This is a genomic window from Zoogloea sp. LCSB751 (assembly GCF_002028455.1).
Classification (GTDB): Bacteria; Pseudomonadota; Gammaproteobacteria; order Burkholderiales; family Rhodocyclaceae; genus Zoogloea.
Genome location: NZ_MWUM01000018.1, coordinates 1 through 24,893 on the forward strand (window position 1 = coordinate 1; position 24,893 = coordinate 24,893).

The 24,893-nt window shown below is 66.4% G+C and carries 23 protein-coding genes; 11 read left to right on the plus strand and 12 right to left on the minus strand.

Annotated elements, in window-relative coordinates; translation table 11 throughout:
• From B4920_RS17885 to aliA, 3 genes are all read right to left on the minus strand, one after another.
• Positions 1–272: hypothetical protein (locus tag B4920_RS17885; RefSeq protein WP_139379548.1), on the minus strand; the 272-nt coding region annotated here is incomplete at its 3' end.
• Between the two features lie 80 nt (positions 273–352).
• Positions 353–1,126, minus strand: a complete 774-nt coding sequence (locus B4920_RS17890) for an enoyl-CoA hydratase (protein WP_079435986.1) — start codon at positions 1,124–1,126, stop codon at positions 353–355.
• A gap of 18 nt (positions 1,127–1,144) precedes the next feature.
• Positions 1,145–2,761, minus strand: coding sequence for a cyclohexanecarboxylate-CoA ligase (aliA, locus tag B4920_RS17895; RefSeq protein WP_079435987.1), 1,617 nt, complete (start codon positions 2,759–2,761; stop codon positions 1,145–1,147).
• Positions 2,762–3,158: 397 nt separating this feature from the next.
• On the opposite strand from aliA, the gene aliB reads away from it, so the two are divergent.
• Positions 3,159–4,307, plus strand: a complete 1,149-nt coding sequence (gene aliB / locus B4920_RS17900; RefSeq protein WP_079435988.1) for a cyclohexanecarboxyl-CoA dehydrogenase — start codon at positions 3,159–3,161, stop codon at positions 4,305–4,307.
• Positions 4,308–4,319: 12 nt separating this feature from the next.
• Here aliB and B4920_RS17905 read toward each other — a convergent pair whose 3' ends face one another.
• Positions 4,320–4,790, minus strand: coding sequence for a MarR family winged helix-turn-helix transcriptional regulator (locus B4920_RS17905; protein WP_079435989.1), 471 nt, complete (start codon positions 4,788–4,790; stop codon positions 4,320–4,322).
• A 114-nt stretch (positions 4,791–4,904) separates the two neighbouring features.
• Between B4920_RS17905 and badH the strand changes: the two genes are divergently transcribed.
• The 5 genes from badH to B4920_RS17930 all read left to right on the plus strand — a co-directional run bounded on the left by badH (position 4,905) and on the right by B4920_RS17930 (position 9,771).
• Positions 4,905–5,672, plus strand: coding sequence for a 2-hydroxycyclohexanecarboxyl-CoA dehydrogenase (badH, locus tag B4920_RS17910; protein WP_079435990.1), 768 nt, complete (start codon positions 4,905–4,907; stop codon positions 5,670–5,672).
• Between the two features lie 47 nt (positions 5,673–5,719).
• Positions 5,720–6,502: a 2-ketocyclohexanecarboxyl-CoA hydrolase gene (badI, locus tag B4920_RS17915; RefSeq protein WP_079435991.1), complete on the plus strand. Its 783-nt coding sequence runs from the start codon at positions 5,720–5,722 to the stop codon at positions 6,500–6,502.
• Between the two features lie 70 nt (positions 6,503–6,572).
• A complete protein-coding gene (locus tag B4920_RS17920) occupies positions 6,573–7,724 on the plus strand; it encodes an acyl-CoA dehydrogenase family protein (protein WP_079435992.1) in 1,152 nt (383 codons plus the stop codon).
• Positions 7,725–7,813: 89 nt separating this feature from the next.
• Positions 7,814–8,989, plus strand: coding sequence for an acyl-CoA dehydrogenase (locus tag B4920_RS17925; RefSeq protein ID WP_079435993.1), 1,176 nt, complete (start codon positions 7,814–7,816; stop codon positions 8,987–8,989).
• A gap of 95 nt (positions 8,990–9,084) precedes the next feature.
• Positions 9,085–9,771 (plus strand): nitroreductase, encoded by a 687-nt coding sequence (locus B4920_RS17930; protein WP_079435994.1) that lies wholly within the window; start codon positions 9,085–9,087, stop codon positions 9,769–9,771.
• 102 nt (positions 9,772–9,873) lie between these two features.
• Here the strand turns inward: B4920_RS17930 and maiA are convergent, their stop codons facing one another.
• The 6 genes from maiA to B4920_RS17960 all read right to left on the minus strand — a co-directional run bounded on the left by maiA (position 9,874) and on the right by B4920_RS17960 (position 15,769).
• The gene (gene maiA, locus B4920_RS17935; RefSeq protein ID WP_079435995.1) at positions 9,874–10,512 is read right to left on the minus strand and encodes a maleylacetoacetate isomerase; all 639 of its coding nucleotides are present in this window, start codon (positions 10,510–10,512) and stop codon (positions 9,874–9,876) included.
• A 13-nt stretch (positions 10,513–10,525) separates the two neighbouring features.
• Positions 10,526–11,842 (minus strand): fumarylacetoacetase, encoded by a 1,317-nt coding sequence (gene fahA / locus B4920_RS17940; RefSeq protein WP_079435996.1) that lies wholly within the window; start codon positions 11,840–11,842, stop codon positions 10,526–10,528.
• 90 nt (positions 11,843–11,932) lie between these two features.
• Positions 11,933–12,481, minus strand: a complete 549-nt coding sequence (locus B4920_RS17945; protein ID WP_079435997.1) for a VOC family protein — start codon at positions 12,479–12,481, stop codon at positions 11,933–11,935.
• 5 nt (positions 12,482–12,486) lie between these two features.
• Positions 12,487–13,563: a 4-hydroxyphenylpyruvate dioxygenase gene (gene hppD, locus B4920_RS17950; protein ID WP_079436097.1), complete on the minus strand. Its 1,077-nt coding sequence runs from the start codon at positions 13,561–13,563 to the stop codon at positions 12,487–12,489.
• Between the two features lie 99 nt (positions 13,564–13,662).
• Complete coding sequence (locus B4920_RS17955; RefSeq protein WP_254050977.1) at positions 13,663–14,898, minus strand: MFS transporter; 1,236 nt, start codon at positions 14,896–14,898, stop codon at positions 13,663–13,665.
• A gap of 70 nt (positions 14,899–14,968) precedes the next feature.
• Positions 14,969–15,769 carry an IclR family transcriptional regulator gene (locus B4920_RS17960; RefSeq protein ID WP_079435998.1) on the minus strand — a complete coding sequence of 267 codons (801 nt, stop codon included), beginning with the start codon at positions 15,767–15,769 and terminating at the stop codon, positions 14,969–14,971.
• A 193-nt stretch (positions 15,770–15,962) separates the two neighbouring features.
• Here B4920_RS17960 and B4920_RS17965 point away from each other — a divergent pair, with 193 nt between their 5' ends.
• From B4920_RS17965 to B4920_RS17980, 4 genes are all read left to right on the plus strand, one after another.
• Complete coding sequence (locus B4920_RS17965; RefSeq protein ID WP_079435999.1) at positions 15,963–16,733, plus strand: enoyl-CoA hydratase; 771 nt, start codon at positions 15,963–15,965, stop codon at positions 16,731–16,733.
• Between the two features lie 4 nt (positions 16,734–16,737).
• Entirely contained in the window at positions 16,738–18,252 is a 1,515-nt protein-coding gene (locus B4920_RS17970; protein WP_079436000.1) for a 3-hydroxyacyl-CoA dehydrogenase, read from the plus strand.
• Positions 18,253–18,283: 31 nt separating this feature from the next.
• Positions 18,284–19,486: a 3-oxoadipyl-CoA thiolase gene (locus B4920_RS17975; RefSeq protein WP_079436001.1), complete on the plus strand. Its 1,203-nt coding sequence runs from the start codon at positions 18,284–18,286 to the stop codon at positions 19,484–19,486.
• A 238-nt stretch (positions 19,487–19,724) separates the two neighbouring features.
• Complete coding sequence (locus B4920_RS17980; protein WP_161493331.1) at positions 19,725–21,932, plus strand: TonB-dependent siderophore receptor; 2,208 nt, start codon at positions 19,725–19,727, stop codon at positions 21,930–21,932.
• A 75-nt stretch (positions 21,933–22,007) separates the two neighbouring features.
• Here the strand turns inward: B4920_RS17980 and B4920_RS17985 are convergent, their stop codons facing one another.
• Both B4920_RS17985 and B4920_RS17990 read right to left on the minus strand, forming a co-directional pair.
• Positions 22,008–22,955, minus strand: coding sequence for an alpha/beta fold hydrolase (locus B4920_RS17985; RefSeq protein WP_079436003.1), 948 nt, complete (start codon positions 22,953–22,955; stop codon positions 22,008–22,010).
• Between the two features lie 15 nt (positions 22,956–22,970).
• The gene (locus B4920_RS17990; RefSeq protein ID WP_079436101.1) at positions 22,971–23,795 is read right to left on the minus strand and encodes an isocitrate lyase/phosphoenolpyruvate mutase family protein; all 825 of its coding nucleotides are present in this window, start codon (positions 23,793–23,795) and stop codon (positions 22,971–22,973) included.
• An 85-nt stretch (positions 23,796–23,880) separates the two neighbouring features.
• On the opposite strand from B4920_RS17990, the gene B4920_RS17995 reads away from it, so the two are divergent.
• On the plus strand, positions 23,881–24,858 hold the full coding sequence (locus B4920_RS17995; protein WP_254050978.1) for a LysR substrate-binding domain-containing protein: 978 nt from the start codon (positions 23,881–23,883) through the stop codon (positions 24,856–24,858).
• The last annotated feature ends 35 nt before the right edge of the window (positions 24,859–24,893 follow it).

Consider the following 24,893-nt stretch of genomic DNA (forward strand, 5'->3'; position numbering starts at 1 on the left):
TCAGCGACGCCGTAGATCGTCAGCGTGCCGGACGGGCCGGTCGGCACGCCCATCTGCAGGCCGGCGCCACGGGCCGGGCCACCAGTCTGGATCTCGGTCTTTTTCTGCTCTTCCTGGTTCTTCAGCAGTTGCTGGATCAGCTGACGCTGTTCGGCCAGCTCGCGCTTGAGCGCTTCGATCTCGCTCTCGGCGAAGGCCGGCGCGGCAACGAAGAGGCTGGCGATCAGGCAGGCCAGGCTGCTGCGCCGCAAGTTCGTGGAAGTCGTGGTCATGGGTGCTCCTCCATCGTGTGGATGTTTGTTATGGGTGTTGCAGGAAAAAGGAACGCCCGGCACGAAAGGCCGGGCGGCGCTCAGCAGTCCCGGAAGACCGGCTTGCGCTTCTCGGCGAAGGCCGCCATACCCTCCTTCTGGTCGGCCAGCGCGAAGGTGGCGTGCAGGGTCCGGCGCTCGAAGAGCAGGCCTTCGTTGAGCGGGCTTTCGAAGGCGCGGCTGACCGCCTCCTTCATCATCATCAGCACCGGTAGGGAATAACCGGCGATCACGCGGGCAGTCTCCAGCGCCTCGTCGAGCAGGCGCTCGGCGGGAATCACGCGGGACACCAGGCCGCAGCGCTCGGCCTCCTGGGCGTCCATCATGCGTCCGCTCAGGCACAGGTCCATCGCCTTGGCCTTGCCCACCGCCCGCGGCAGGCGCTGGGTGCCGCCGGCACCCGGGATGGTGCCGATCTTGATTTCGGGCAGCGCGAAGCGCGCGGTTTCCGCGGCCAGCACGATGTCGCACATCATCGCCAGCTCGCAGCCACCGCCCAAGGCCAGCCCCGACACGGCGGCGATGACGGGCTTGCGGAAAGTCTTCAGGCGCTCCCAGTTGCGGGTGATGAAGTTGCCCTTGTAGGCGTCCATGTAATCCATGGCGCGGATCGCCGTGATGTCGGCCCCGGCCGCAAAGGCCTTTTCGGAGCCGGTCAGCACGACACAGCGGATGTCCTCGTTGGCCTCGAAGAGGTCCAGCGCGGCGCCGAGGGCGTCCATGACCTCATCGTTGAGGGCGTTGTAAACCTGCGGCCGGCACAGACGGATCAGGCCGACGTTGCCGAGCACCTCGGCCAGAATGACGTCACTCATGAGGTTCTCCGCTCCGGGTCAGTCGGCGTCGCCAAAGGCCTTGGCGACGGTGCGCAGCTTGAACTTCTGCAGCTTGCCACTGGGCGTGCGCGGCAGGTCCTCGACGATCTCGAGACGCTCGGGGAAGTATTGCTTGGCCATTTGCTGGCGCTCGAGATAGGCCGTCATCTCGGCGAAATCGAAATGCGCACCGGGCTTCACCGACACGAAGGCGCACACCCGCTCGCCGAGGCGCTTGTCCGGATAGCCGACGATGGCCACCGCAGAGATTGCCGGGTGCTTATAGAGCAGGTTCTCGATCTCCACGACGGGGATGTTCTCTCCGCCGCGGATCACCACGTCCTTGGTGCGCCCGGTGATGCGGATGTAGCCGTCCGTGTCGATGGTCGCCACATCGCCGGTGTCGAACCAGCCGTCGGCCGACACGCTGTTGAGCTGCGGTCGCTTCAGGTAGCCGCCGAACAGGGACGCGCCGCGTACCAGCAGCGAGCCGCACTCGCCGGCCGGCAGCGTGTGCCCGTTGGCGTCCACCACCTTGAGCTCCATGCCCGGCAGCGGCCGGCCGTCGGAGATGCCGGACATCTCCAGCGCCCGCGCTGGCTCGGTGACGGTCACTGCGCCGTTCTCGGTCATGCCCCACGCGGAGCACAGGCGCATGCCAAGCAACGCCTGGGCACGCTCGATCAGCACCGGCGGAATCGGCGCGCCGGCGCAGCAGAACTTGTTGAAGGCCTGCGTCGTGGAATCGCCCGCGTCCACCGCGTTGCACAGGTCGGCGACGAAGGGCGTGGACGCCATGCTGAAGGTGACACCCTCGTCGCGGACGATCTGCAGCGCCCGCCGGGCATCCCAGATGTCCTGGAGTACGGTCGTCGAATTGAGGATGATCGGCAGCATCGCCAGGTAGCCGTAGCCGGTCAGGTGGGCCATCGGCGAGGCGCCCAGCACGATGTCGTCCGGCCCCAGCTCCATGCGCTCGATGTAGGCATGCAGGTTGGAGAACAGGGTGTTGGAGGTGTGCATCACCCCCTTCGGCTCGCCGGTGGTGCCGGAGGTGTACATCAACAGCAGCACGTCGTCCGGTTCGAGACCGGAGCCCTGCAATGGCGGCGTGTCGTCGCGCAGCAGCAGCGCGTCGAAGCTGTCAGGCCCGTCGCCACTAATCACCACGAGCTGCCGGCTGCCGGTCAGGCCGCGGGCCATCGCCTCATAGTCGAAGCCGCGGAACAGCTTGGGCACGACGAAGACCTTGGACTCGCCAAAGCCGAGCATGAAGTTGAGCTCGTGCTGGCGGAAGATCGGCATCAGCGGGTTGGCCACTGCGCCGATACGCACGCAGGCCAGGGACAGCGCGATGAACTCCCAGCAGTTGGGTAGCTGGAAACTCACCACGTCCTGCCGTCCGACGCCCAGCCGGACCAGCCCGCGGGCAATGCGGTCGACGCGCGCGTCGAGCTCCCGGTAGCTGAGCCGCTGCGGCGCGCCCCGCTCCGCCGCGTAGGCCACCACCGCAGCCTTGTCCGGGCAGTCCCGCAGCGCGCGCTGCAGGTACACATCCACGGTCTCGTCCCGCCACAACCCGGCGGCTTTCATCGGCTCCATCCTGGGAGCCAGCAGTACCGGGTCGAACTTCATTGGCGTCCTCCCCGGATCGCCTGCGGCTTTCCTTGCTGCACCAGGCCGACGGCGCTTGGTGCGCCCTTGATCCTCTCCTGCATGTCTCGCTCCTTGAGTGGTGTGTCGCTGTTGTGATCTTTTGCGGAACTGCGTGCTGCGCGATGGCGTGCAACGTATCGATACGGCAAATTTAAGTCAACATATTTACTCTTTACAAGTGGATGATCTAACCCGAATTTCATGCATTGCACAAAAAGAAGCCCATTTAATGGCCTTTATTAAGGGTTTTACATTTTTTGCTATTGCACATCGAAATTCAATCCAAAAATTCAATCGGCCATTTGTGTAAATATATTGACAGATTGAACGGCAGATTTTTAGAATCCGTCCAGACCCACAACAAAGGACGGAGAAGATGGACTTCAGCCTCAGCGAAGAACAGAAGGCGCTGGTCGAATCGGCCAGCCGGTTCGCCCGCAATCGCCTGGCGCCGGATTACCGGGCGCGGGAAAAAGCCGAATGTGTCGAGCGGGAGCTCGTCGTGGAGATGGGAGAACTGGGCTTCCTCGGCCCCGAGCTACCCGAACAGTTCGGTGGGCTCGGCGTGGATTGCGTAACCAGCGGCCTGCTGCTGGAGCAGATCGCCTACGGGGATTTCAACGTGTCCTACGTCAATCTGCTCACGTCCCTGTGCGGGCAGATCGTGTCTTCCCACGCCAGGCCGGCAGTAGCGAAGGAATGGATGGACCTGGTCGTCACCGGCAAGAAACTGATCGCCATCGCGCTCACCGAGCCCAGCGCCGGCTCCGACGCGGCCCGCCTCAAGCTGAAAGCGGTGCGCGACGGCAAGGACTTCATCCTCAGCGGCGAGAAGACTTCGATTTCGATGGCCACTCAGGCCGACGTGGCGGTGGTCTTCGCCCGCACCGGCAGCGAGGCCGACAAGGCGCGCGGGATCAGCGCCTTCCTGGTGCCGATGGACCTGCCCGGCGTGTCCCGCACCACCTTCGACGACATCGGCACCCGCCCGGTCGGGCGCGGCTCGATCTTCTTCGACGGCGTGCGCGTATCGGAGGACATGATGCTCGGCGACGAAGGCCAGGGCTTCATCCAGGTGATGCAGGGCTTCGACTACAGCCGCGCGCTAATCGGCCTGCAATGCATGGGCGTGGCCCGTGCCTCGCTGGACGAGGCTTGGCGCTACAGCCAGGAACGGGAGGCCTTCGGCAAACCGATCGGCGAATTCCAGGGCGTCAGCTTCCCGCTGGCCGAGGCGGAAACCTACTACGAAGCCTGCCGCAACCTGTGCCTGCGCACCCTGTGGCTGAAGGACCAGCACTTGCCCCACACCGCCGAAGCGGCCATGTGCAAGTGGTGGGCACCGAAGCTGGCCTGCGAAATCATCCACCAGTGCCTGCTCACCCACGGTCACGGCGGCTACGGCGCCGACTACCACTTCGGCCAGCGCTATCGGGACGTGCTCGGCCTGCAGATCGGCGATGGCACCGCGAACATCATGAAGATGATCATCGCCCGCCAGAAGACGGCGCAGTACGCCGTCTGAGCGGCACCGGCCTTAGAGCTGCGACATGTTGCGCTGCAGGAGGTTGATGTAATGGATGAACGCCAGCCGGTCATCGAAGGAAAAACCCTTCAGGGCTTCGTCGTAGAAGGTGTGGATCGGATCCGCGAGGGACTTCCACAGCTCGATGCCCTTGGCGCTCAGGCGCACCTTGCGCTCGCGCCGGTCTTCGGCACCGGTGATGCGCTCGATGAGGCCGTCGCGCTCGAGCCGGTTGAGCAGGCCGGTGAGGTTCTGGCGGCTCACCAGCAGATAACGGGACAACTCATTGACGCTCATCCCCTCTGCCGCCTGCGGACGCGACAGCGCGCCCAGCACCGACCACTGCTGCGTCGTCACGCCGAAGTCCTCGAGGGCTTGCGTGCCCTTCGTATGCAGTGTGTTGGCAGCCTGAAAAAGCCGGAAAAACAAACGGTTGTTGATCTCAATGCCGGCAAGGCTCTTTTCGGTGGTGAGGTCGGTCATCGATGCAAGACGGTGCGGTGGATGCCGCATTGAAGCGCAAAGCAGCACGCAAACGCAACGGGGACAGCCCCGAAACCTGAAACCCAGGACACACATTCAACAAAGGAGAACAGCATGCGAGGCATCAAAGGGAAAGTCACCATCGTCACCGGCGGCGCAGGCGGCATCGGCGCCGCCATCTGCCGGCGCTTCGCGGAAGAAGGCGCGCTGGTAGCCGTGTTCGACATCAACAAGGACGCCGCCGAGACAGTGGTTGCCGACATCCGCGCCAAGGGCGGCAGCGCAGCGGCCTTCGGGGTGGACCTGACCAGCCAGGAGTCGGTGGTCGCCGCCGTCAAGGCCGCGGAACAGCAGCTCGGCCCGACCCACATCCTGGTGAACAACGCCGGCTGGGACCACGCCGCGCCCTTCCTGAAGACCGACAAGGCCCTGTGGGACAAGATCGTCGCCGTCAATCTGTATGGCCCGCTCTACATGCACCACGCGGTGCTGCCCGGGATGTACGAGCGCGGTGCCGGCAAGGTGGTGAACGTGGCATCCGACGCCGCCCGCGTCGGCTCCTCCGGCGAAGCGGTGTACGCCTACTGCAAGGGCGGCCTGCTGTCCTACTCCAAGACCATGGCCCGCGAGCTGGCCCGCAAGCAGATCAACGTCAACGTGGTGTGCCCCGGCCCCACCGACACCGCGCTGTTCCGCGACTTCGCCGGCGAAGGCGAGCAGGGGGAGAAGCTCAAGGGCGCGCTGGCCAAGGCGATCCCCTTCGGCCGCCTCGGCCAGCCGGAAGACTTGCCCGGCGCGGTGCTGTTCCTCGCCAGCGACGACGCGTCCTTCATCACCGGCCAAGTCATCAGCGTGTCCGGCGGCCTCACGATGGCCGGCTGAGCGCCCCAAAACCCCACACGAACACCCAAGGATCAAGGAGACACAACATGGAATACCGCGACATCCTCTACACCAAGGCTGACGGCATCGCGACCATCACCATCAACCGCCCGAAGCAGTTCAACGCCTTCACCGCCAACACCTGCGAGGAGATGATCCACGCCTTCAAGGACGCCGACTACGACCGCAGCATCGGCGTGGTGGTCCTCACCGGCGCCGGCGAGAAGGCCTTCTGCACGGGTGGCGACCAGGGCACCCAGGATGGCGGCTACGGCGGCCGTGGCACCATTGGCCTGCCCATCGAGGAAGTCCAGAGCGCCATCCGCGACTGCAACAAGCCGGTCATCGCCCGCGTCAATGGCTACGCCATCGGTGGCGGCAACGTGCTGGTCACCATCTGCGACCTGGCCATCGCTTCCGACAACGCCCAGCTCGGCCAGGCCGGCCCGCGCGTCGGTTCTGTCGATCCCGGCTTCGGCACCGCGCTGCTCGCCCGCGTGGTCGGCGAGAAGAAGGCCCGCGAAATCTGGTACCTGTGCCGCCGCTACACCGCCCAGGAAGCCCTGCAGATGGGCCTGGTCAACGCCGTGGTGCCCCAGGACCAGCTGGACGCCGAAGTGAAGAAATGGTGCGATGAGATCGTCGAGAAGAGCCCGACCGCCATCGCGCTGGCCAAGAAGTCCTTCAACGTGGACACCGAGATGATCCGCGGCATGGGCGGCCTGGCCATGCACGCCCTCAAGCTGTACTACGAGACCCCGGAATCCGCCGAGGGCGGCAACGCCTTCCGCGAGAAGCGCAAGCCCGAGTTCCGCAAGTACGTGCGCTGAGCTTCGTGCGCGGGGGCGTCCTTCGCCCCCGCCGCGAGCGCGCTTCCCAGCTCCCAACCGGACACGCATCATGATCAGAGACCAGGAAACCCTCAATCTGCTGCTCGACACCATTTCCCGCTTCGTGCGGGAACGGTTGATCCCCCACGAGGCCATCGTCGCCGACGCCGACCGGATTCCCGATGAACTGATCCAGGAGATGCGCGAACTGGGTCTGTTCGGCCTGTCCATCCCCGAGGAACACGGCGGCATGGGCCTGACGATGGAAGAAGAAGTGCTGGCCACCTTCGAGATCGGCTACACCTCGCCGTGCTTCCGCTCACTGTTCGCCACCAACAACGGCATCGGCGGCCAGGGCATCATCATCGACGGCAGCGACGCCCAGAAGGCCCACTACCTGCCCAAGCTGGCCACCGGCGAGATCATCGGCTCCTTCGCACTGACCGAGCCCGACAGCGGCTCCGACGCGGCCAGCCTGCGCACCACCGCCGTCCGTGACGGCGACTTTTACGTGCTCAACGGCACCAAGCGCTACATCACCAACGCCCCCGAAGCCGGCATCTTCACGGTGATGGCGCGCACCGATCCGACCAAGAAAAGCGCCGACGGCATCTCCGCCTTCATCGTCGAGGCGGGCACGCCGGGCCTGTCCCTCGGTCCCATCGACAAAAAAATGGGTCAGAAAGGCGCCCACATCTGCGACGTGATCTTCGAGGACTGCCGCATCCCCGCCGCCAACCTGATCGGCGGCAAGGAAGGCGTCGGCTTCAAGACCGCCATGAAGGTGCTCGACAAGGGCCGCATCAACATCGCCGCGGTGTCTGTCGGCGTGGCCCGCCGCATGCTCGACGACGCGCTGCGCTACGCCTGCGAGCGCAAGCAGTTCGGCAAGCCGATCGCCGAATTCCAGCTGGTCCAGGCCATGCTGGCCGACAGCAAGGCCGAGCTGTATGCGGCCCAGTGCATGGTGGTGGACGCCGCCCGCCGCCGCGACCAGGGCCTGGACGTGGGCACCGAAGCCGCCTGCGCCAAGATGTTCGCCTCCGAGATGTGCGGCCGTGTCGCCGACCGGGCGGTGCAGGTCTTCGGCGGCGCCGGCTACCTGGCCGAATACGGCATCGAGCGCTTCTACCGGGACGTGCGCCTGTTCCGCATCTTCGAAGGCACGACGCAGATCCAGCAGCTGGTGATCGCCCGCAACATGATCCGCGAACACACCTGAGAACGTGCCGGCGGCGCCCTGCCCCTTTATCCTTCACGAATAATTCGCTAAATAAACAAACTCGAAACGCCGCACACAAGGAAGAGACGATGACGAACTTCAAATGGGACGACCCCCTTCTCCTCGATCAGCAGCTCAGCGACGAGGAGCGCCTGATCCGCGAAACCGCCTACGCCTACTCCCAGGAGAAGCTGGCCCCGCGCGTCCTCGAGGCCTTCCGCAACGAGCACACCGACCTGGCGATCTTCCGTGAGATGGGCGAACTGGGCCTGCTCGGCCCGACGATCCCCGAGGAATACGGCGGCGCCGGCCTCAACTACGTGAGCTACGGCCTGATCGCCCGCGAGGTGGAACGGGTGGACTCCGGCTACCGCTCGATGATGAGCGTGCAGTCGTCGCTGGTGATGGTGCCGATCAACGAATTCGGCAACGAAGCCACCAAGCGCAAGTACCTGCCCAAGCTCGCCACCGGCGAATGGATCGGCTGCTTCGGCCTCACCGAGCCGAACCACGGCTCCGACCCCGGCTCGATGATCACCCGTGCCCGCAAGGTGGACGGCGGCTACAGCCTCACCGGCAGCAAGATGTGGATCACCAACAGCCCGGTGGCCGACGTGTTCGTGGTGTGGGCCAAGGACGACGCCGGCAAGATCCGCGGCTTCGTGCTCGAAAAGGGCTGGAAGGGCCTGTCCGCCCCGGCCATCCACGGCAAGGTCGGCCTGCGCGCGTCGATCACCGGCGAGATCGTCATGGACGAGGTGTTCTGCCCCGAAGAGAACGCCTTCCCCGAGGTGCGCGGCCTCAAGGGCCCCTTCACCTGCCTCAACTCCGCCCGCTACGGCATCGCCTGGGGTGCCCTCGGCGCGGCGGAAGACTGCTGGCACCGCGCCCGCCAATACACGCTGGACCGCCAGCAGTTCGGCCGCCCGCTGGCCGCCAACCAGCTGATCCAGAAGAAGCTGGCCGACATGCAGACCGAGATCACCCTCGGCCTGCAGGGCTGCCTGCGCCTGGGCCGCATGAAGGACGAGCACATCGACGCGGTGGAGATCACTTCCATCATGAAGCGCAATTCCTGCGGCAAGGCACTCGACATCGCCCGCCTGGCCCGCGACATGATGGGCGGCAACGGCATCTCCGACGAGTTCGGCGTGGCCCGCCACCTGGTGAACCTGGAAGTGGTAAATACCTACGAGGGCACGCACGACATCCACGCGCTGATCCTCGGCCGCGCCATCACTGGCATCGCCGCCTTCGCCAACTGAGCGACGCGGCGCCCTTTCACCCCCGTCTCCACTTGGCCCGCGTCGGCTGATGGCAGGGTGCCAGCCCCGCACCCTGCCTCCTTTTTGGAGTTGTCATGTCCATCGACACCGCAAGCTGCTTCGACCAGATCGCCACGGCCCGCAAATCCGTCCGCGCCTTCCTGCCCACGCCAGTGGAGCGGGAGACCATCGAGGCCATCCTCAAGGTCGCGGCCCGCGCGCCATCCGGCAACAACATCCAGCCGTGGCGCCTCCACGTCGTCACCGGCGGCCTGCGCCAGCAGCTGGTGGATGAAGTGTGTGCCGCCTTCGACGCCGCCGACCCCAGCCACCAGGCCGAGTACCACTACTACCCGACCCAGTTCTCCGAGCCCCACCAGAGCCGCCGCCGCAAGCTCGGCGGCGACCTGTACCGCCTGCTGGACATTCCCCGCGGAGACAAGGCCCGCATGCACGCCCAGACGCGCCGCAACTTCACGTTCTTCGACGCGCCGGTCGGACTGATCCTGACCATCGACCGCCGCCTCGCCCAGGGCAGCTGGATCGACTGCGGCATGCTGCTGCAGAACATCCTGCTCGCCGCCACCGCCCGCGGGCTGGCCACCTGCGCCCAGGCGGCGTGGATCGACTACCACCGCATCATCGCCCGCCTGCTCGAGTTCGATGACAACGAGCAGCTCGTCTGCGGCATCGCGCTGGGCTACGCCGATCCCGACGCGCCGGAGAACGGGCTGGAAAGCGAACGGGCGCCGCTGGAGGAGTTCGTGCGCTTCCACAGCTGATACCGCGTAGCCGACCCCGGCAGAATCTCTCCCTCCCCCGTCGTCGTTGAAGGTCGACGGAACCTCGGCCGGTGAGCCCTCGACAGCTCACCGGCCTTTTTTTCACTCCGCATCCGGCTGGGCCGCCGGCGCGCCGCGCCGGAAGGCCTCCAGCGCCATGCACTGGTTGAAAATGCCCATCACCGTCGGCACGTGGTCCAGCTGGCACGCGAAGCGCTGCGCATTGAAGACCTGGGGCACCAGGCAGCAGTCGGCCATGGTCGGCGCATCGCCGTGGCAGAAAGCACCGGTCCGCGGATCGGCCAGCAGGCTTTCCACCGTGGCCAGCCCCTTCTCTACCCAGTGGCGGTACCAGGCGTTCCGGGCCGTCTCATCCACATCGAGGGCATCCCGGAGATAGCCGAGCACACGAAGATTGTTGAGCGGGTGGATCTCGCAGGCGATGGTCTGCGCGATGGCGCGGATGCGCGCGCGGTCGGCCGCGCTGCCCGGCAACAACGGCGGTTCCGGATGAAGCTCATCCAGATACTCGATGATCGCCAGGGATTGCGTCAGCACATGGCTGTCCTCGACCAGCGCGGGCACCAGCCCCGCCGGATTCACCGCCAGGTAGCCCTCACTGCGCTGCGCGCCCTTGGCCAGATGCACCGGCACCATGTCGTAATCCAGCCTTTTGAGATTGAGGGCGATCCGCACCCGGTAGGACGCGGAGCTACGGAAATAGCTGTAGAGCTGTCGCATGCCCCCCTCCTCCTCAGGCCGCGGCCGGCAGCACCCGCCCCATGACCTCTCCAAAGCCGATCCGCGCAGCGCCCGACTTATCGCACCAGGCGCGCATCAACACCGCGTCGCCGTCTTCGAGGAAGGTCCGCGCTTCGCCATTGGGCAGCACGAGCGCCTGCTGGCCGCCGACGGTCAGCTCAAGCAGCGAGCCCGCCTCCTCGGGAGCCGGCCCGGACTGGGTTCCGCTGCCCAGCAGGTCGCCTGGCCGCAGGTTGCAGCCATTGACCGTGTGGTGGGCAACCATCTGTGCAATCGTCCAGTAGGCATGCCTGAAGCTGGTTCGCGACAAGGCTGCGGGCGGCTCGCCCACCTCGCGCATACGGGCTGTCTCGATCAGCACCTGGAGCTGGATGTCGAAGGCCCCGCTCGCGCGGTTAGTCGGCGACGCCAGGTAGGGCAACGGCTGAGGATCGTCGTCCGGCCGTTGCCAAGGCACGCGGTACGGCGCCAGCGCTTCAAGGGTGACGATCCACGGCGAGATCGTCGTCGCGAAACTCTTCGACAGAAACGGGCCCAGCGGCTGGTATTCCCAAGCCTGCAGGTCGCGCGCCGACCAGTCGTTGAGCAAGCACAGGCCGAATACGTGCCCGTCGGCCTCGTCGATGGGGATGGGCTTCCCGATCTCGTTGCCGCAGCCGACGAAGACCCCCAGCTCCAGCTCGTAGTCCAGACGTTGGCTCGGCCCGAAGATCGGGCTGGTCGCCCCTGCCGGCAGCGTCTGGCCACGAGGGCGGGCAAAAGCCTGCCCGGACACGCCGATGGACGAGCTGCGTCCGTGGTAGCCGATAGGCACCCACTTGTAATTGGGCAAGAGCGGGTTGTCGGGGCGGAACAGCCGGCCGACGCGGGTCGCGTGGTGGATCGACGTGTAGAAATCGGTGTAGTCGCCGATGCTCGCCGGTAGGTCGTATTCGGCCTCGGACTGCGCCATCAGGCAGTCACGGAGCGCCGGTTCAGCCTCCGAGCCGGCGCGTAGAAGGCGGGACAGCGCCAGGCGCAGCGCGGACCACTTGGCCGCATCCAGGGCCATCAAGGGGTTGAGGCTGGCACCGGTACAGGCCTTGGCCACGTCCGCCGCCTCACCGGCGAAGACACCGCGGGCTTCAGTCGCGGCCAGATCGAGAATGCCGTCGCCGATGGCAACGCCAATGCGCCATGCCTCGGCCGACCCGGCCCGCCGATACATCGCAAAAGGCAGGTTCTGGATGGGGAAGTTGCCACCGGCAGCATTGGCCGACGTCACCCAGCTCTGCAGCGCCGGGTCATGGGTTTCGTTCAGCAGGCTCATCGTCTGGATTCCCGGTGGCGATCAACAACGGATTCCGCGTCACGAGCGACGCGACTGCATGCCCGTGACACATGGCAGGATGCGCCGAATTCAGGGCTCGGTCGCGCTGGCCCCGCTGCCGGCGTGCAGCCACGCCGCATGACGGGGCGCCCGCTTCGTGACTGCCCACTCGTCCAGCATGGCTTGCTTCACATCGTCCAGCTTCTGGAGCATCTCGGGCGTCGCGGTATTGGCTGCCAGCTCCAGGCGATGGCCGTTGGGGTCGAAGAAGTAGATCGACTTGAAAAGGGTGTGGTCGATGGGGCCCAGCACATCGATCCCCTCGGACTCCAGTCTGGCCTTGGCGGCCAGCAGAGTGGCCACCGAATCCACCTCCAGGGCCAGATGCTGGACCCAGGCCGGGGTGTTGGGGTCGCGCCCCATCGGCGGCTGTGTCGGCAGTTCAAAAAAGGCCAGGACGTTGCCCTGCCCCGCGTCCAGGAAGACGTGCATGTAGGGATCGGGCTGCTTGGTGGACGGCACTTCGTTCTCGGCGATGGCCAGCACGAACTTCATGCCCAGGTGCTTTCCGTACCACTCCACCGTCTGCTTGGCGTCGATGCAGCGGTAAGCCGCATGGTGAATCCGCTTGATCAGCATTTCATCTACTCCGCAGTCAGTGCGCCACGCCGAAGCTGGTCGCGCTCCAGGGATTCGAACAAGGCCTTGAAGTTGCCCTCGCCGAAACCTTCGTCGTGCTTGCGCTGGATGAACTCGAAGAACACCGGCCCCAGCAGGGTCTCGGAAAAGATCTGCAGCAGCAGGCGCCGCTCACCGCCGGCGGTGGAGCCATCGAGCAGGATGCCGCGCGCCTGGAGTTCCGGCACGGGCTCGCCGTGGCCGGGAAGCCGCTCCTCCAGCATCGCGTAATAGATGTCGTTGGGTGCGCTCATCAGCGGAATGCCGGCCAGCTGCAGCGCATCGACGCTGGCGATGAGATCATCGGTGAGGAGTGCCACGTGCTGGATGCCCTCGCCGTTGAACTTCATCAGGAACTCCTCGATCTGCCCGGCGCCCTTGCCCGCTTCCTCGTTGAGGGGAATGCGGATCAGGCCATCCGGCGCCGTCATGGCGCGGGACGTGAGGCCGGTATATTCCCCCTTGATGTCGAAGTAGCGGATCTCGCGGAAGTTGAAGATCCTTTCGTAGAACGCGGCCCAGAACGTCATGCGGCCCCGATAGACGTTATGGGTCAGGTGATCGATGTGCGTGAAGCCGTGACCCTCCGGATGGCGCTCGACGCCGGGGAGGAACTCGAAATCGATGTCGTAAATGGACTTGCCGTCATCGAAGCGGTCGATCAGGTAGAGCGGTGCGCCGCCGATGCCCTTGATGGCCGGCAGGCGCAGCTCCATCGGCCCGGTGGGAATATCGATCGGCTGGGCACCGAGCTCCAGCGCCCGCCGGTAGGCCCGGTGGGAATCCCGCACGCGGAAAGCCAGCCCGCAGGCCGACGGTCCATGCTCGGCGGCGAAGTAGCTGGCGATGCTGCCGGGCTCGCGATTGACGACGAAATTGATGTCGCCCTGGCGATACAGCACCACGTCCTTGGAGCGATGCTGCGCGACGAGGGTGAAGCCCATCTTTTCGAACAGGGGCTCCAGCACCTGGGGCGTGGGCGAGGCGAACTCCACGAACTCGAAGCCCATCAGGCCCATCGGGTTGTCGAACAGATCCGGCATGAGCGCCTCCTCCCCGGTTTTGGGCAAGCGGAACATGATCACGCTGGCCTGCCCTTCAGGCTCTAGACAGCAGCCCTCGGCAGAAGCTCCCCGATTTTCTCAATGCCCCTGGCGGGCACCCAACAAGGGAATGAAGCTCAGCACCTGGGCGACGAGCAGCAGCCCGAAGGCGAGCTGCATCGCCAGCGCCGCCTCGAAGCCACCGGCACGCAGACTGTCGAACAGGCCGCCCAGCCCCCATTGCACCGCGAAGGCGCCGGCGAAGGCCAGCAGGTTGATGCTCGCCGTCGCCCGACCGGACAGTTGCAGCGGGAACAGGCCTGCCACCACGCCGTACATCTGCGCGCTGGTCGCCGCCACGACGCCAAGCGTTGCCCACAGGACCAGCGTCGGCCCGATGCGCACGATGATCAGCGCTTCCACCACCATGGTCAGGAACAGCCCGACCTGCATCAAGCGCAGCGGCGTCACACCCCGGCGTGCCAGCCAGGCCATCAACGCGCCGATGGAGAGCTGCCCGACCAGCATGCCGATGTTGAGCCAGAACAGGTGGTCCGCCGCGTAGGCGCGCGTGTAGCCGTTGGCGTGCATCAGGTAGGGCACCGCCCACAGGCCCTGCAGCGCCATGAAGCCGCCGGTGAAGAAGGCCGACTGCCCGGCGTAGCGCCAGAAGGCCGGCGTCTTCAGCACGCGGATCACCCCTTTCAGGGCCAGCTGCAGGCCACCGCTCGCATGGGACGGCTGTTCCGGCACGCGGAAGAAGATCACCGTCGCCCCCACGGCAGCCAGCACTGCCACCGCCCAGAAGGCGCCACGCCAGCCGATGTAGGGCAACACCGCATGCAGCGGCACCGACACCGTCACCGCGCCGAGGGCCCCGCTCGACATGATGAAGCCTGTCATCGAGGCCAGCCGCTCCCGTGGAAACCACTGCGTGAAGGCTTTCAGCCCGCCCATCAGGCAGGCCGACACGCCGAGGCCGATCAAGCCGCGCCCGCTGGCCAGCGTCGGGAGATCCTGCCCCGTGGCGAACACCGCCGCCCCCAGCGCAGTGAGCAGCAGCAGGCCCGCCTCGACGCGGCGCGGACCGTAGCGGTCGAGGGCGATGCCGACCGGAATCTGGGCAAGCCCGAAGGCCAGGAAGTAGGTGCTGGTCAGCAGGCCCAGGTGCGCCGCGCTGAGGCCCAGCTCCCGCGTCAGGTCCGGCGAGATCACCGCGTTGACAGTGCGCATCATGTACGACAGGAAGTAGCCCAGCGCGAAGGGCAGGAAAACCCGTCCGACGAGGAAGGCCCGCGACGGCGCCGGCATGGCGCACGCGGCTTCGGCCGTCATGGTCCCGCTCCGGTCCAGGCGACACGCGGGCCGGCACCGCGCCACCGTTGTGCATTCCACACGTCCATGCTCAGGCCCGCCCGAGGTCAGTCTTCACCTTGTTCGCCAGCGCCACCAGGCGCGGGCCGATGTCCGCCTCCAGCCGCTCTCGCGGCAGCAGGAAAGCCGGGCCACCGCAGTTGAAGGCCATCGCCCGCTCCCCTTCCACGCCAAGCAGCGGCACGCCCACCGCGTGCACGTCCTTCTGCCATTCGCCGGCCGACACGCAGAAACCCCGCTCCTCGTACGAGCGGAAGGCCTCCTCGATGCCGGCCTTGATGCGCGGCCAGTTCTCCTCGTCCTTCTGACGGATGTGGTCCATCAGGTAATCCCGCTCGGACTGGGGCAGGCCACACAGCAGCGCGCGCCCCATCGCGGTGGTCGCCAGCGGGATGCGCGAGCCCACGTCGAGGCGCAGCGTGACATTGGCAGTGCTGCGGCAGGTCTCGATGTACACCATGTTGAGGCGGTCCCGCGCGCCGATGGATACCGAGGCCTGGGAATACTCGGCCAGTTCCTCCATTGCCGGCCGGGCGATCTGGCGCACATCCATGTTGGACAGCAGCGCATAGCCCAGAGCCAGCACACCGGAGGCCAGCTGGTAGGTGCCGCGCCGCTCGGAATAGGCCAGGTAGCCGAGCTTGGTCAGCGTGTGGGTCAGGCGCGACACGGTGGCCTTCGGAATCCCCGCCCGCCGGGCCAGTTCCGCGTTGGTCAGGTAGGGCTCGCCGGGCCGGAAGCAACGCAGCAACTCCAGCCCCCGCGCCAGCGCATTGACGAACTGGCGGTCCTTACTCTCTTCGTCATCGTCGAACTTCTGGGTGTCGTCCATCGCCTTTTGCCGGCTTACAAGAATGAAGCCGAGGTTCGCACAGCGGAACAATCCCGTCAATTTTTCGGAACGCGGATCCGCACAGCAGAACAAATCCCGTTTACAGCCCCCCAGAAACTCGCTAAGGTTTGCTCGTGTTCCATTTTTAAATACACAGTTCCGCACAGCGGAACAAACAAAATCGGGGATAGGCATGAACGAAGTTGTCGTCGAACGCCCGGCGCCCCATGTGGCCGTGATCCGCATGAACCGCCCGGAAGCCCGCAACGCCCTCAACCAGGCCGTGCGCAGCGGCCTGGCCGAACACTTCACCGCCCTCGGCGCCGATCCGGACATCCGCGCCATCGTCCTCACCGGCGGCGACACGGTCTTTGCTGCCGGCGCCGACCTGCGCGACCTGGCCGACCGGGGCGCCATCGAGATCCTGCTGCGCAACAACCACCTGCTGTGGCAGGCGATTGCCGACTGTCCGAAGCCGGTGATCGCCGCGGTCAATGGCCTGGCCTGGGGTGGCGGCTGCGAGCTGGCCATGCACGCCGACCTGATCGTTGCCGGCGAAAGCGCGTCCTTCTGCCAGCCAGAAGTGAAGGTCGGCGTGATGCCCGGCGCTGGCGGCACCCAGCGCCTGACCCGCGCGGTGGGCAAGTTCAAGGCCATGAAGATGGTGCTCACCGGCCTGCCGGTGTCCGCCCGCGAGGCCGACGCGATGGGCCTGGTCAGCGAGGTGGTTGCGGATGCCGACGTTCAGACCCGTGCGCTGGAACTGGCCGTACTGATCGCCCGCCGCCCGCCGCTGGCCGTCACGCAAATCAAGGAAGTGCTGCTGGCCGGCGCCGACGCCGCCCTCGACACCGGCCTGATGCTCGAACGCAAGGCCTTCCAGCTGCTCTTCGCCAGCCGCGACCAGAAGGAAGGCATGCACGCCTTCCTCGACAAGCGCGAACCGGAATTCACGGGGGAATGAACGCATGAACACCACCACCGAAACCCTCGTGATGGGCATCGTCGGCACCGGCCTGATGGGCCGCGGCATCGCGCAGATCGCCGCCCAGGCCGGCATCGTCGTGCGCCTCTTCGACAACCGCGCCGGCGCTGCCCTTGAAGCCCGCGAGGCCATCGCCGCGACCCTCGGCAAGCTGGCCGACAAGGGCAAGCTCGACGCCGCTGCGCTGGATGCCGCCCTCGGTCGCCTGCACGTGGCCGACGCCCTTAACGGGCTGGCCGACTGCCGGGTCGTCGTCGAAGCCATCGTCGAGAACCTCGACGCCAAGCGCGCGCTGTTTCGCGAGCTCGAAGACGTCGTCGGCGACGACTGCCTGCTCGCCACCAACACCTCGTCCCTGTCGGTAACGGCCATCGCCAGCGCCTGCCGGCTGCCCGGCCGGGTCGGCGGCTTCCATTTCTTCAGCCCCGTGCCACTTATGAAAGTCGTCGAGGTGATCGATTCGGAACTCGGCGAGACCTGGGTCGGCGACACGCTCACAGCCCTCGCCCAGCGCGTCGGCCACCGCCCGATCCGCACCCGCGACACGCCGGGCTTCGTCGTCAACCACGCCGGCCGCGCCTACGGCACCGAGGCCTTGCGCATCCTCGGTGAAGGCATCGCCGAACCGGCCGCCATCGACCGCATCCTGCGCGCCGCCGGCTTCCGCATGGGACCTTTCGAGCTGTTCGACATGATCGGGCTGGACGTCTCCCAGCCGGTAATGGAATCGATCTACGACCAGTATTTCCAGGAGCCGCGCTACCGCCCGTCGCCAATCACCCGCCAGCGCCTCGCCGCCGGCCTGCTCGGGCGCAAGAGCGGTCGCGGCTTTTACGTCTACGAGGACGGCAAGGCCGTCGTCCCGCCCCTCCCCGCCGCACCGACTGCCGGCGCCACGCCGATCTGGGTCAGCGCCCGCAACCCGCTGCTGCGCGAACAGGTCGTGGCGCTGCTGCGCGCGGGCGGCGGCGTCATCGATGCGGGCGAGCGGCCCTCCGCTGGTTCGGCGTGCATCGTGCTGCCGGTGGGCGGCGATGCGACGACAGCAGTGCTCGACGAGCAGCTCGATCCCCGCCGCAGCGTCGCCCTCGATCCGATCCTGATCGACCGCCAGCTCACACTGATGACCACGCCAGTCACGGAACGGGCCAGCCGCGACGCGGTGTGGGGCGCCCTCGGCGGCGCCGGCCTGCCGCTGACGGTGATCCACGACAGCGCCGGCTTCGTCGCCCAGCGGGTGCTGGCGATGATCGTCAACATCGGCTGCGACATCGCCCAGCAGCGCATCGCCGCACCGGCCGACATCGACGACGCGGTGACCCTCGGCCTCGGCTACCCCAAAGGCCCGCTGGCCCTCGGCGACAGCCTCGGCGCCGGCACCGTACTGCGCATCCTCAACGGCCTGCACGACTTCTACCAGGACCCCCGCTATCGCCCCAGCCCGTGGCTGCTCCGCCGCGCCCGCCTCGGCGTGTCCCTGCTGACGCCCGAAGCCTGAAACCGCCAATTCCCTATTGAGGACGACACCCATGCTCGACGCCTATATCTACGCCGGCCTGCGCTCCCCGATCACCCGCCACGCCGGCAAGCTCGCTACCGTGCGCCCCGACGACCTCGCCGCCGTGGTGATCCGCGAACTGCTGGCCCGCAGCAGCTTCAAGCCGGAAGACATCGAGGACGTGGTCCTCGGCTGCACCTGCCAGTCCGGCGAAGACAGCCGCAACGTGGGGCGCCACACCGCCCTGCTCGCCGGCCTACCCGCCAGCGTGCCCGGCCAGGCGGTCAACCGCCTGTGCGGCAGCGGCCTCGCCGCGGTGCTCGATACCGCCCGCGCCATCACCTGCGGCGAGGGCCAGCTCTACGTGGCCGGCGGCGTGGAGAGCATGACCCGCGCGCCTTTCGTCGTCGCCAAGTCGGAGTCCGCCTTCGGCCGCGACTTCAAGGTCTTCGACACCACCATCGGCGCCCGCTTCCCCAACCCGAAACTGATCGAAGCCTACGGCAACGACTCCATGCCGGAAACGGCGGACAACCTGGCCGCGGAGTTCGGCATCGGCCGCGAGGACTCCGACCGCTTCGCCGCCGCCTCCCAGGCCCGCTACGCCGCCGCCAAGGCGGACGGCTTCTACGAAGGTGAGATCCTGCCGATCGCGGTGCCGACCGGCCGCAAGTTGCCACCGGCGATGGTCTTCGAGGACGAGCATCCGCGTCCCGAGAGCACCTACGACAGCCTGTCCGGCCTCAACCCCCTGTTCGCCGGTGGCGTGGTGACGGCCGGCAACGCCTCCGGCATCAACGATGGCGCCGCGGCGCTGCTGATCGGCAACGCGGCCATCGGCGACAAGGCCGGCACCCGCCCGCTGGCGCGCATCCTGGCCGGCGCGGTCAGCGGCGTCGAGCCGCGCATCATGGGCATCGGCCCGGCCCAGGCGATCCCGAAGGCGCTGGAGCGCGCCGGCCTGCGCCTTGCCGACGTGGATCTCATCGAGATCAACGAGGCCTTCGCCACCCAGGTGCTGGCTTGCCTCAAGCTGCTCGGTCTATCCGCCATTGATCCACGGGTCAATCCCAACGGCGGCGCCATCGCCATCGGACATCCCCTCGGCGCCTCCGGTGCGCGCCTCGCCTACAGCGCCGCGCGGGAACTGCACCGGCGCGGCGGGCGCTATGCGGTGGTCAGCCTGTGCATCGGCGTCGGGCAAGGCATCGCGGTGGTGCTGGAACGGGTTTGAGGCAGCCCCTTGGCGCCGATCGGGCCGACGCTCCCGATGCTCGTTTTCCAGCAGTCACGGAACAGGCTGTTCATCACGCAGCAGAACCAGCACGCCTTTGCCTCGCCAACCGGCACGTGAAAGTCCGCCGGGCCCAAACCACAGCCGGCCTGGCCGGCTTCCATTCAAAAGGCATTTAAATTGCTTGATAAGCTATTCAGTTCAATTCCATGCGGGCCGACGATGGTCCCTTCGAATCATGCGCCTTCCCTTTCGATGTCGCCCCCTGGCGCTATCCATACTCGCCGCGCTCGGCACCCTGGACCCTGCCCCGGTACGCGCCCAAGTCGCGAAGAAGGGCAAACCGACGACGGAGCTGGAAGCCGTAGTGGTCTCGCCCACCGACGGGCAGAACGAACGACGCACGTCGACCGCATCGAAGATCGTCGTCGGGCAGGACGAGCTGGTCCGCTACGGGGACGCCAGCGTCGCCGACGTACTCAAGCGCGTGCCGGGTGTCACCGTGGAAGGGGTGCCAGGGCGCGGCGGTGAGATCCGCATGCGCGGGCTGGGCAACGGCTACACGCAGATCCTCCTCAACGGCGAACCCACGGCCCAGGGCTTTTCCCTCGATGGCCTGGCGCCCAGTCTCATCGAGCGCGTCGAGATCTCCCGCACGGCCACCGCCGATCGCAGCAACCAGGCCGTGGCGGGCACGATCAACATCGTCCTCAAACAGGTGGCGCGCACTGGACAGCGCGACCTGAAAGCCGCCGTGGCCAGCGAACGGGGGCAGCCCTCCACCAACCTCGATGTGCAGCTCTCCGATCGCGACGGCACCCTGAGCTACAGCCTGGCTGGCAGCCTGCGCAGCCAGAAGTCGGCCGTGCCCTCCTCCATCCTGCTGCAGGGCCACAACGCGCAGGGACAGGCCTCATCCGGCCTGCTCACCCACCGCGAGGACCAATTCGAACAGTACACCGCCAGCCTCACCCCCCGCGTGAGCTGGAACCTGAGCGACCGGGACGCCCTCGTCGCCGACGGCCTGCTGTCCTACCAGCGCGGCCGCGCCGCACTGTACGACGAACGCACGGTGCTGTTCGGCACGCCGCCCTTGTACGGCAACAACGACTTCAGCCAGTCCATCGAAGGTGAAACCCTGCGCGGCCGGTTGAGCTGGAATCACAGCTTCGAGACCGCAGGCAGCTTCGAGCTGAAGCTGGGACTCAACCGGGCCCACCGCCAACTGAACAACCGGCGCATATCGCTGCTGCCGGGCGACAGCTTCGGCCTCGACGAGCTGGCCCTGGAGCGCCTGGTCAGCTCGGCCGCGTCGGACACCGGAGCCACGCTGTTCGGCAAGCTGCGGGTCCCGTACCGGGAGGGCCACAACCTCGCCGTCGGGGTGGACGGCGAACAGTCCCGGCGCAGCGAAGACCGCATCCAGCGCGACGTGATCTATTCCGTCGAACCTCCGGAGGACCTGGACCAGGCCTACTCCGCCACCGTGCGCCGGCTGGCCCTGTTCATCCAGGACGAATGGGACGTGACACCCCGCTGGTCGGTTTATACCGGCCTGCGCCGGGAGACGCTGGACACCCGCAGCCGGGGCAACACCTTCGACCCGGTGCATAACACGTCCAGCATCCTCAGCCCGATCCTGCAGACGGTCTGGAAGCTGCCGGACACCAAGGGCGATCAGATCCGCCTCGGCGTGTCGCGTACCTACCGGGCGCCCACCACCCGGGAGCTCCTGGCCCGTCCCGTGCGCCAGTACGACAACAGCCCCACCTCGCCGGACACCCAGGGCAACCCGGATCTGCGCCCCGAACGCGCGTGGGGTGTGGACCTGGCCTTCGAACGCCACCTGGCAGGCGGCGGCCTCCTCAGCGCCAACCTGTTCGCCCGGCACGTCGAGGACGTGATCCAGCAGGAGCTGTTCCACGCCACCGATACCGGCCGTTGGACGGCCCGCCCCTTCAACAACGGCAACGCCCGCGTACGGGGCATCGAGCTGGAAGCCAAGGGCAGCCTGGCCAGCTTGCTGGACAAGGGCCCGCCTGTAGAGGTCCGGGCCAACCTGGTCCGCAACTGGTCGGAGGTGGATACGGTGCCCGGCCCCCACAACCGCCTGGCCCAGCAGACGCCGCTCAGCGCCAATCTCGGTGCCGACTGGCGGCCGGCGGGCCGCCCCTTCACGCTGGGCGCCAACCTGAGCCTCGTCCGCGGCGGCTGGGCACGCCTGTCCGAAACCGAGCGCGTCCACACTTCGGTCAAGCGCAACCTGGATGCCTACGTCCTGTGGAAAGTGGACGCCAAGACCCAGCTCCGCCTGTCGGCGGCCAACCTGCTGCACCAGGATCAGCTCGCCTACCGGAGCTATCAGGATGCCGACGGCGGCCTGGAACAGTACACGACGGTCCGTAATTTCCCGATCTATCGGCTCTCCCTGGAACTGAAGCTGTAGACGGCTGGCGCAGGTCCACTGCGATGGCTCTTCATTTTTCCACCTTGCCGTGCATGCCCCTGACGGTCTGCTGCATCAACGCACAGAGGGATTGTGCTCGGGTTCAAGGAGACGGAACGCCCCCACTGGCACACGGCCATGCCTGAGCCAATCGACCGCGATTTGCCACAAGGTATTGCGGAAGCGCTCATGAAAGAAGGCGAAATGCCCGATTGCGTCCGCCCCCACTGATGCCGGAGTCAGCTCTATACGGATCCGACGGGCACAGCGGTAATACTGAAGAAGTCTTTCCAGGGCGGCAGGCGTTCCAAATGGGTCGTCGCTCAGGCCGATGGCGAGCATCTCGCCCTGTACGAACCTGAAATGCGCAAGGGGATCCACACCGTGTCGGCCGTGGCGTCGATACGCTCGTGCCAGGGTCGCCGGGCGGAAAGCCCACTCGTAGGCCGCAGCCGCAGGCAGGTCTTCATGCCAACCCAGCCGTTTGGCCGGAAAGTAGCCGAATATGGCGGTCAGCAGCGGCATCAGGAGGTGCCAGCGCAGCCACATCTTCAGGCGGCCTGTCGCCGCATAGTCGGGCCAGTAGGCATACTGGGAGCCGACGCTCAACGTTCGGACCACGTGACGGCCGTGCGGGGCCAGCCCGACCATCAACCCTCCGATGCTGTGTGCAACAACATGTGTGGGAATATCCCCATACGTGTTCTTCGCCCAGCACAGCGCCGCATCGCAGTCGTAGCGCCCCCAGTCGAGCTTGGCAATGTGCCGCTGGCTGCGCAGGCTACCCTGGCGGGACGCGCCGATACCCCGGTAGTCGTAAGTAAGGACTGCCATACCCTGCTCCGCAAGGTAACGGGCAAAGCGGTGGTAGTAGTCCGCCTTCACCGCAGTCGCCGGATTAACGACCACCACGGCCTCCGGACGCCCGTCGCGGGCCGGCCAGTGATGGGCTGAGAGCTCCCGGCCGTCCACCGCAACGAGCGTCGTCGGAATTCCTGCCGCGGGAGAAAGATGAGCATCCATCCTGTACGCTCCAGTTCAAGTACGCGGTGCCATGAGGGCATTCATGTCGCGACCGCTGATGGCCTCCGCGGCGTAGCCAAAAGTCCCCGCATCCCGTAACTCCCAACCCGCGCGCAGCAGCGCACCATAGGCGGCCCGGGCGAGGGATCCTCCGACGCTGATGCGCCTCACCCCAAGCGCAGCGAGGGACTGAAGATCCAGCTGCACGCCCTGGAAGCCCATGATCACATTCACCGGACGATCGACTTCGCGCACCAACGTCGCGATGTCCTCCACCCGCATCAGCCCTGGCGCAAAGAGCACATCGGCCCCAGCCTCCTGATAGGCCTGCAAGCGGACTATCGTTTCCGCGAGATCGTGCCGGCCATGCATGTAAGTCTCGGCACGCGCCGTCAAGACGAACTTGAAGGGCAGATCCCGTGCCGCTTCGGCAGCGGCCCGGATACGCTCTGCTGCCTCGGCGACCGGATACAACGGGGAGTCATGGCGCCCGGTCGCGTCCTCGATGGAACCGCCCACGACACCACATGCAACGGCAGCACGGATGGCTTCGGCAACCGCATCCGGCGTATCGCCAAAGCCGTTCTCGAGATCGGCCGACACGGGCAGATCGATGGCGTCGACCAGGGAACGCAGTTCGGACATCATGGTTGTGAACTCCAATGACCGGTCCGGTCGTCCGTGACGGAACGCAAATCCGGCTCCGGAGCTGGCCAGCGCGGGAAAGCCGAGGCCGGCGAGTAGTCGCGCGGAACCTGCATCCCACGGATTGGGCATGATGAAACATGGCCCTCGGTGGAGGGCCTCGAAAGCGGCAGCCTTGTCCTGCTGGGTCGTCATGGCGATTCTCGTCTTGAAAGCATCGAAGGAATGCAGTGAACGCATTACACTGCGCGCACGTGTCGCACTCAAACGGTGATTTCGAATGACTCGCATGCATGCAGCGAATACGACCGAAGGCCGTTCGGAGCGGCTGTGCCTGCCATCGCTGGATTTGCTGAAGAGCTTCGTCGCAGTCGGGCGACGGTTGAGCATCACCCTGGCTGCCGAAGACTTGTATCTCACCCAGTCTGCGGTCAGCCGTCAGATCCAGGCACTGGAAGATGCGGTCGGCTGCAAGCTGCTGGTACGCGGCCATCGTGCGCTCCGTTTTACGGTGGAAGGCGAAACGCTGTTCCGCGAGGCAGAGCGCGCTCTTGAGCGGCTTCAGGATGCCGTGGCCAGCTTGCGCCCGATCAACCGTCCGGTCACCGTGAATGCGAGCATAGGCGTCACCGCCCTGTGGTTATTGCCGCGCCTCGCACGCCTCCAGCAGGCACATCCGGACATCGAGGTGCGTGTTACTGCCATGAACCGGATCGTGGATCTCGACCGGGAAACAGTCGATCTAGGCATCCGTTACTGTCGGGCCGAGCACGCACCGGCAGGAGCCCTCCGCCTGTTCGGCGAACACATCGCCGTCGTTGCCCATCCTTCGCTCGGCCTGTCCCGCATCAGCACCCCAAACGACCTCGAGGACCGGATCCTGCTGGAATACGATGATCCGCTGCGCCCGTGGCTGCAGTGGGGCCCCTGGCTCGAGCGGCACGGCTGGCAGAATCTCCGGCCACGGGGAATCCTGCGCTTCAACCAATACGACCAGGCCATTCTGGCAGCGCTCGGCGGACAGGGCATCGCCTTGGGGCGCCTGCCCTTGCTCGAGCAACAGGTGAGAGAAGGCCTGCTGCTCGTCGTTCCTGCAGGTGCAGGAACGATCACCACCGACTACGCGTATTGGTTGATGCACGGCGACGCCCGTCCACGCTCCGCTGTCGTTACGGTGGCGGACTGGATTCGCAGCGAGTCGGCTTGTAAAGCCGACCTGTCAGCATCTGCGGCCGAATCGGGTGCAGGCCCGCGGTAACGGCGGCAGCCACTCGTTCGACCATGGGATGAACG

Excerpts from the sequence above, each read along its gene's own strand:
- B4920_RS17890 (WP_079435986.1), bottom strand. The coding sequence starts at position 1,126 with ATGAGTGACGTCATTCTGGCCGAGGTGCTCGGCAACGTCGGCCTGATC.
- aliA (WP_079435987.1), bottom strand. The coding sequence starts at position 2,761 with ATGAAGTTCGACCCGGTACTGCTGGCTCCCAGGATGGAGCCGATGAAA.
- aliB (WP_079435988.1), top strand. The coding sequence starts at position 3,159 with ATGGACTTCAGCCTCAGCGAAGAACAGAAGGCGCTGGTCGAATCGGCC.
- B4920_RS17905 (WP_079435989.1), bottom strand. The coding sequence starts at position 4,790 with ATGACCGACCTCACCACCGAAAAGAGCCTTGCCGGCATTGAGATCAAC.
- badH (WP_079435990.1), top strand. The coding sequence starts at position 4,905 with ATGCGAGGCATCAAAGGGAAAGTCACCATCGTCACCGGCGGCGCAGGC.
- badI (WP_079435991.1), top strand. The coding sequence starts at position 5,720 with ATGGAATACCGCGACATCCTCTACACCAAGGCTGACGGCATCGCGACC.
- B4920_RS17920 (WP_079435992.1), top strand. The coding sequence starts at position 6,573 with ATGATCAGAGACCAGGAAACCCTCAATCTGCTGCTCGACACCATTTCC.
- B4920_RS17925 (WP_079435993.1), top strand. The coding sequence starts at position 7,814 with ATGACGAACTTCAAATGGGACGACCCCCTTCTCCTCGATCAGCAGCTC.
- B4920_RS17930 (WP_079435994.1), top strand. The coding sequence starts at position 9,085 with ATGTCCATCGACACCGCAAGCTGCTTCGACCAGATCGCCACGGCCCGC.
- maiA (WP_079435995.1), bottom strand. The coding sequence starts at position 10,512 with ATGCGACAGCTCTACAGCTATTTCCGTAGCTCCGCGTCCTACCGGGTG.
- fahA (WP_079435996.1), bottom strand. The coding sequence starts at position 11,842 with ATGAGCCTGCTGAACGAAACCCATGACCCGGCGCTGCAGAGCTGGGTG.
- B4920_RS17945 (WP_079435997.1), bottom strand. The coding sequence starts at position 12,481 with ATGCTGATCAAGCGGATTCACCATGCGGCTTACCGCTGCATCGACGCC.
- hppD (WP_079436097.1), bottom strand. The coding sequence starts at position 13,563 with ATGCCGGATCTGTTCGACAACCCGATGGGCCTGATGGGCTTCGAGTTC.
- B4920_RS17955 (WP_254050977.1), bottom strand. The coding sequence starts at position 14,898 with ATGACGGCCGAAGCCGCGTGCGCCATGCCGGCGCCGTCGCGGGCCTTC.
- B4920_RS17960 (WP_079435998.1), bottom strand. The coding sequence starts at position 15,769 with ATGGACGACACCCAGAAGTTCGACGATGACGAAGAGAGTAAGGACCGC.
- B4920_RS17965 (WP_079435999.1), top strand. The coding sequence starts at position 15,963 with ATGAACGAAGTTGTCGTCGAACGCCCGGCGCCCCATGTGGCCGTGATC.
- B4920_RS17970 (WP_079436000.1), top strand. The coding sequence starts at position 16,738 with ATGAACACCACCACCGAAACCCTCGTGATGGGCATCGTCGGCACCGGC.
- B4920_RS17975 (WP_079436001.1), top strand. The coding sequence starts at position 18,284 with ATGCTCGACGCCTATATCTACGCCGGCCTGCGCTCCCCGATCACCCGC.
- B4920_RS17980 (WP_161493331.1), top strand. The coding sequence starts at position 19,725 with ATGCGCCTTCCCTTTCGATGTCGCCCCCTGGCGCTATCCATACTCGCC.
- B4920_RS17985 (WP_079436003.1), bottom strand. The coding sequence starts at position 22,955 with ATGGATGCTCATCTTTCTCCCGCGGCAGGAATTCCGACGACGCTCGTT.
- B4920_RS17990 (WP_079436101.1), bottom strand. The coding sequence starts at position 23,795 with ATGACGACCCAGCAGGACAAGGCTGCCGCTTTCGAGGCCCTCCACCGA.
- B4920_RS17995 (WP_254050978.1), top strand. The coding sequence starts at position 23,881 with ATGACTCGCATGCATGCAGCGAATACGACCGAAGGCCGTTCGGAGCGG.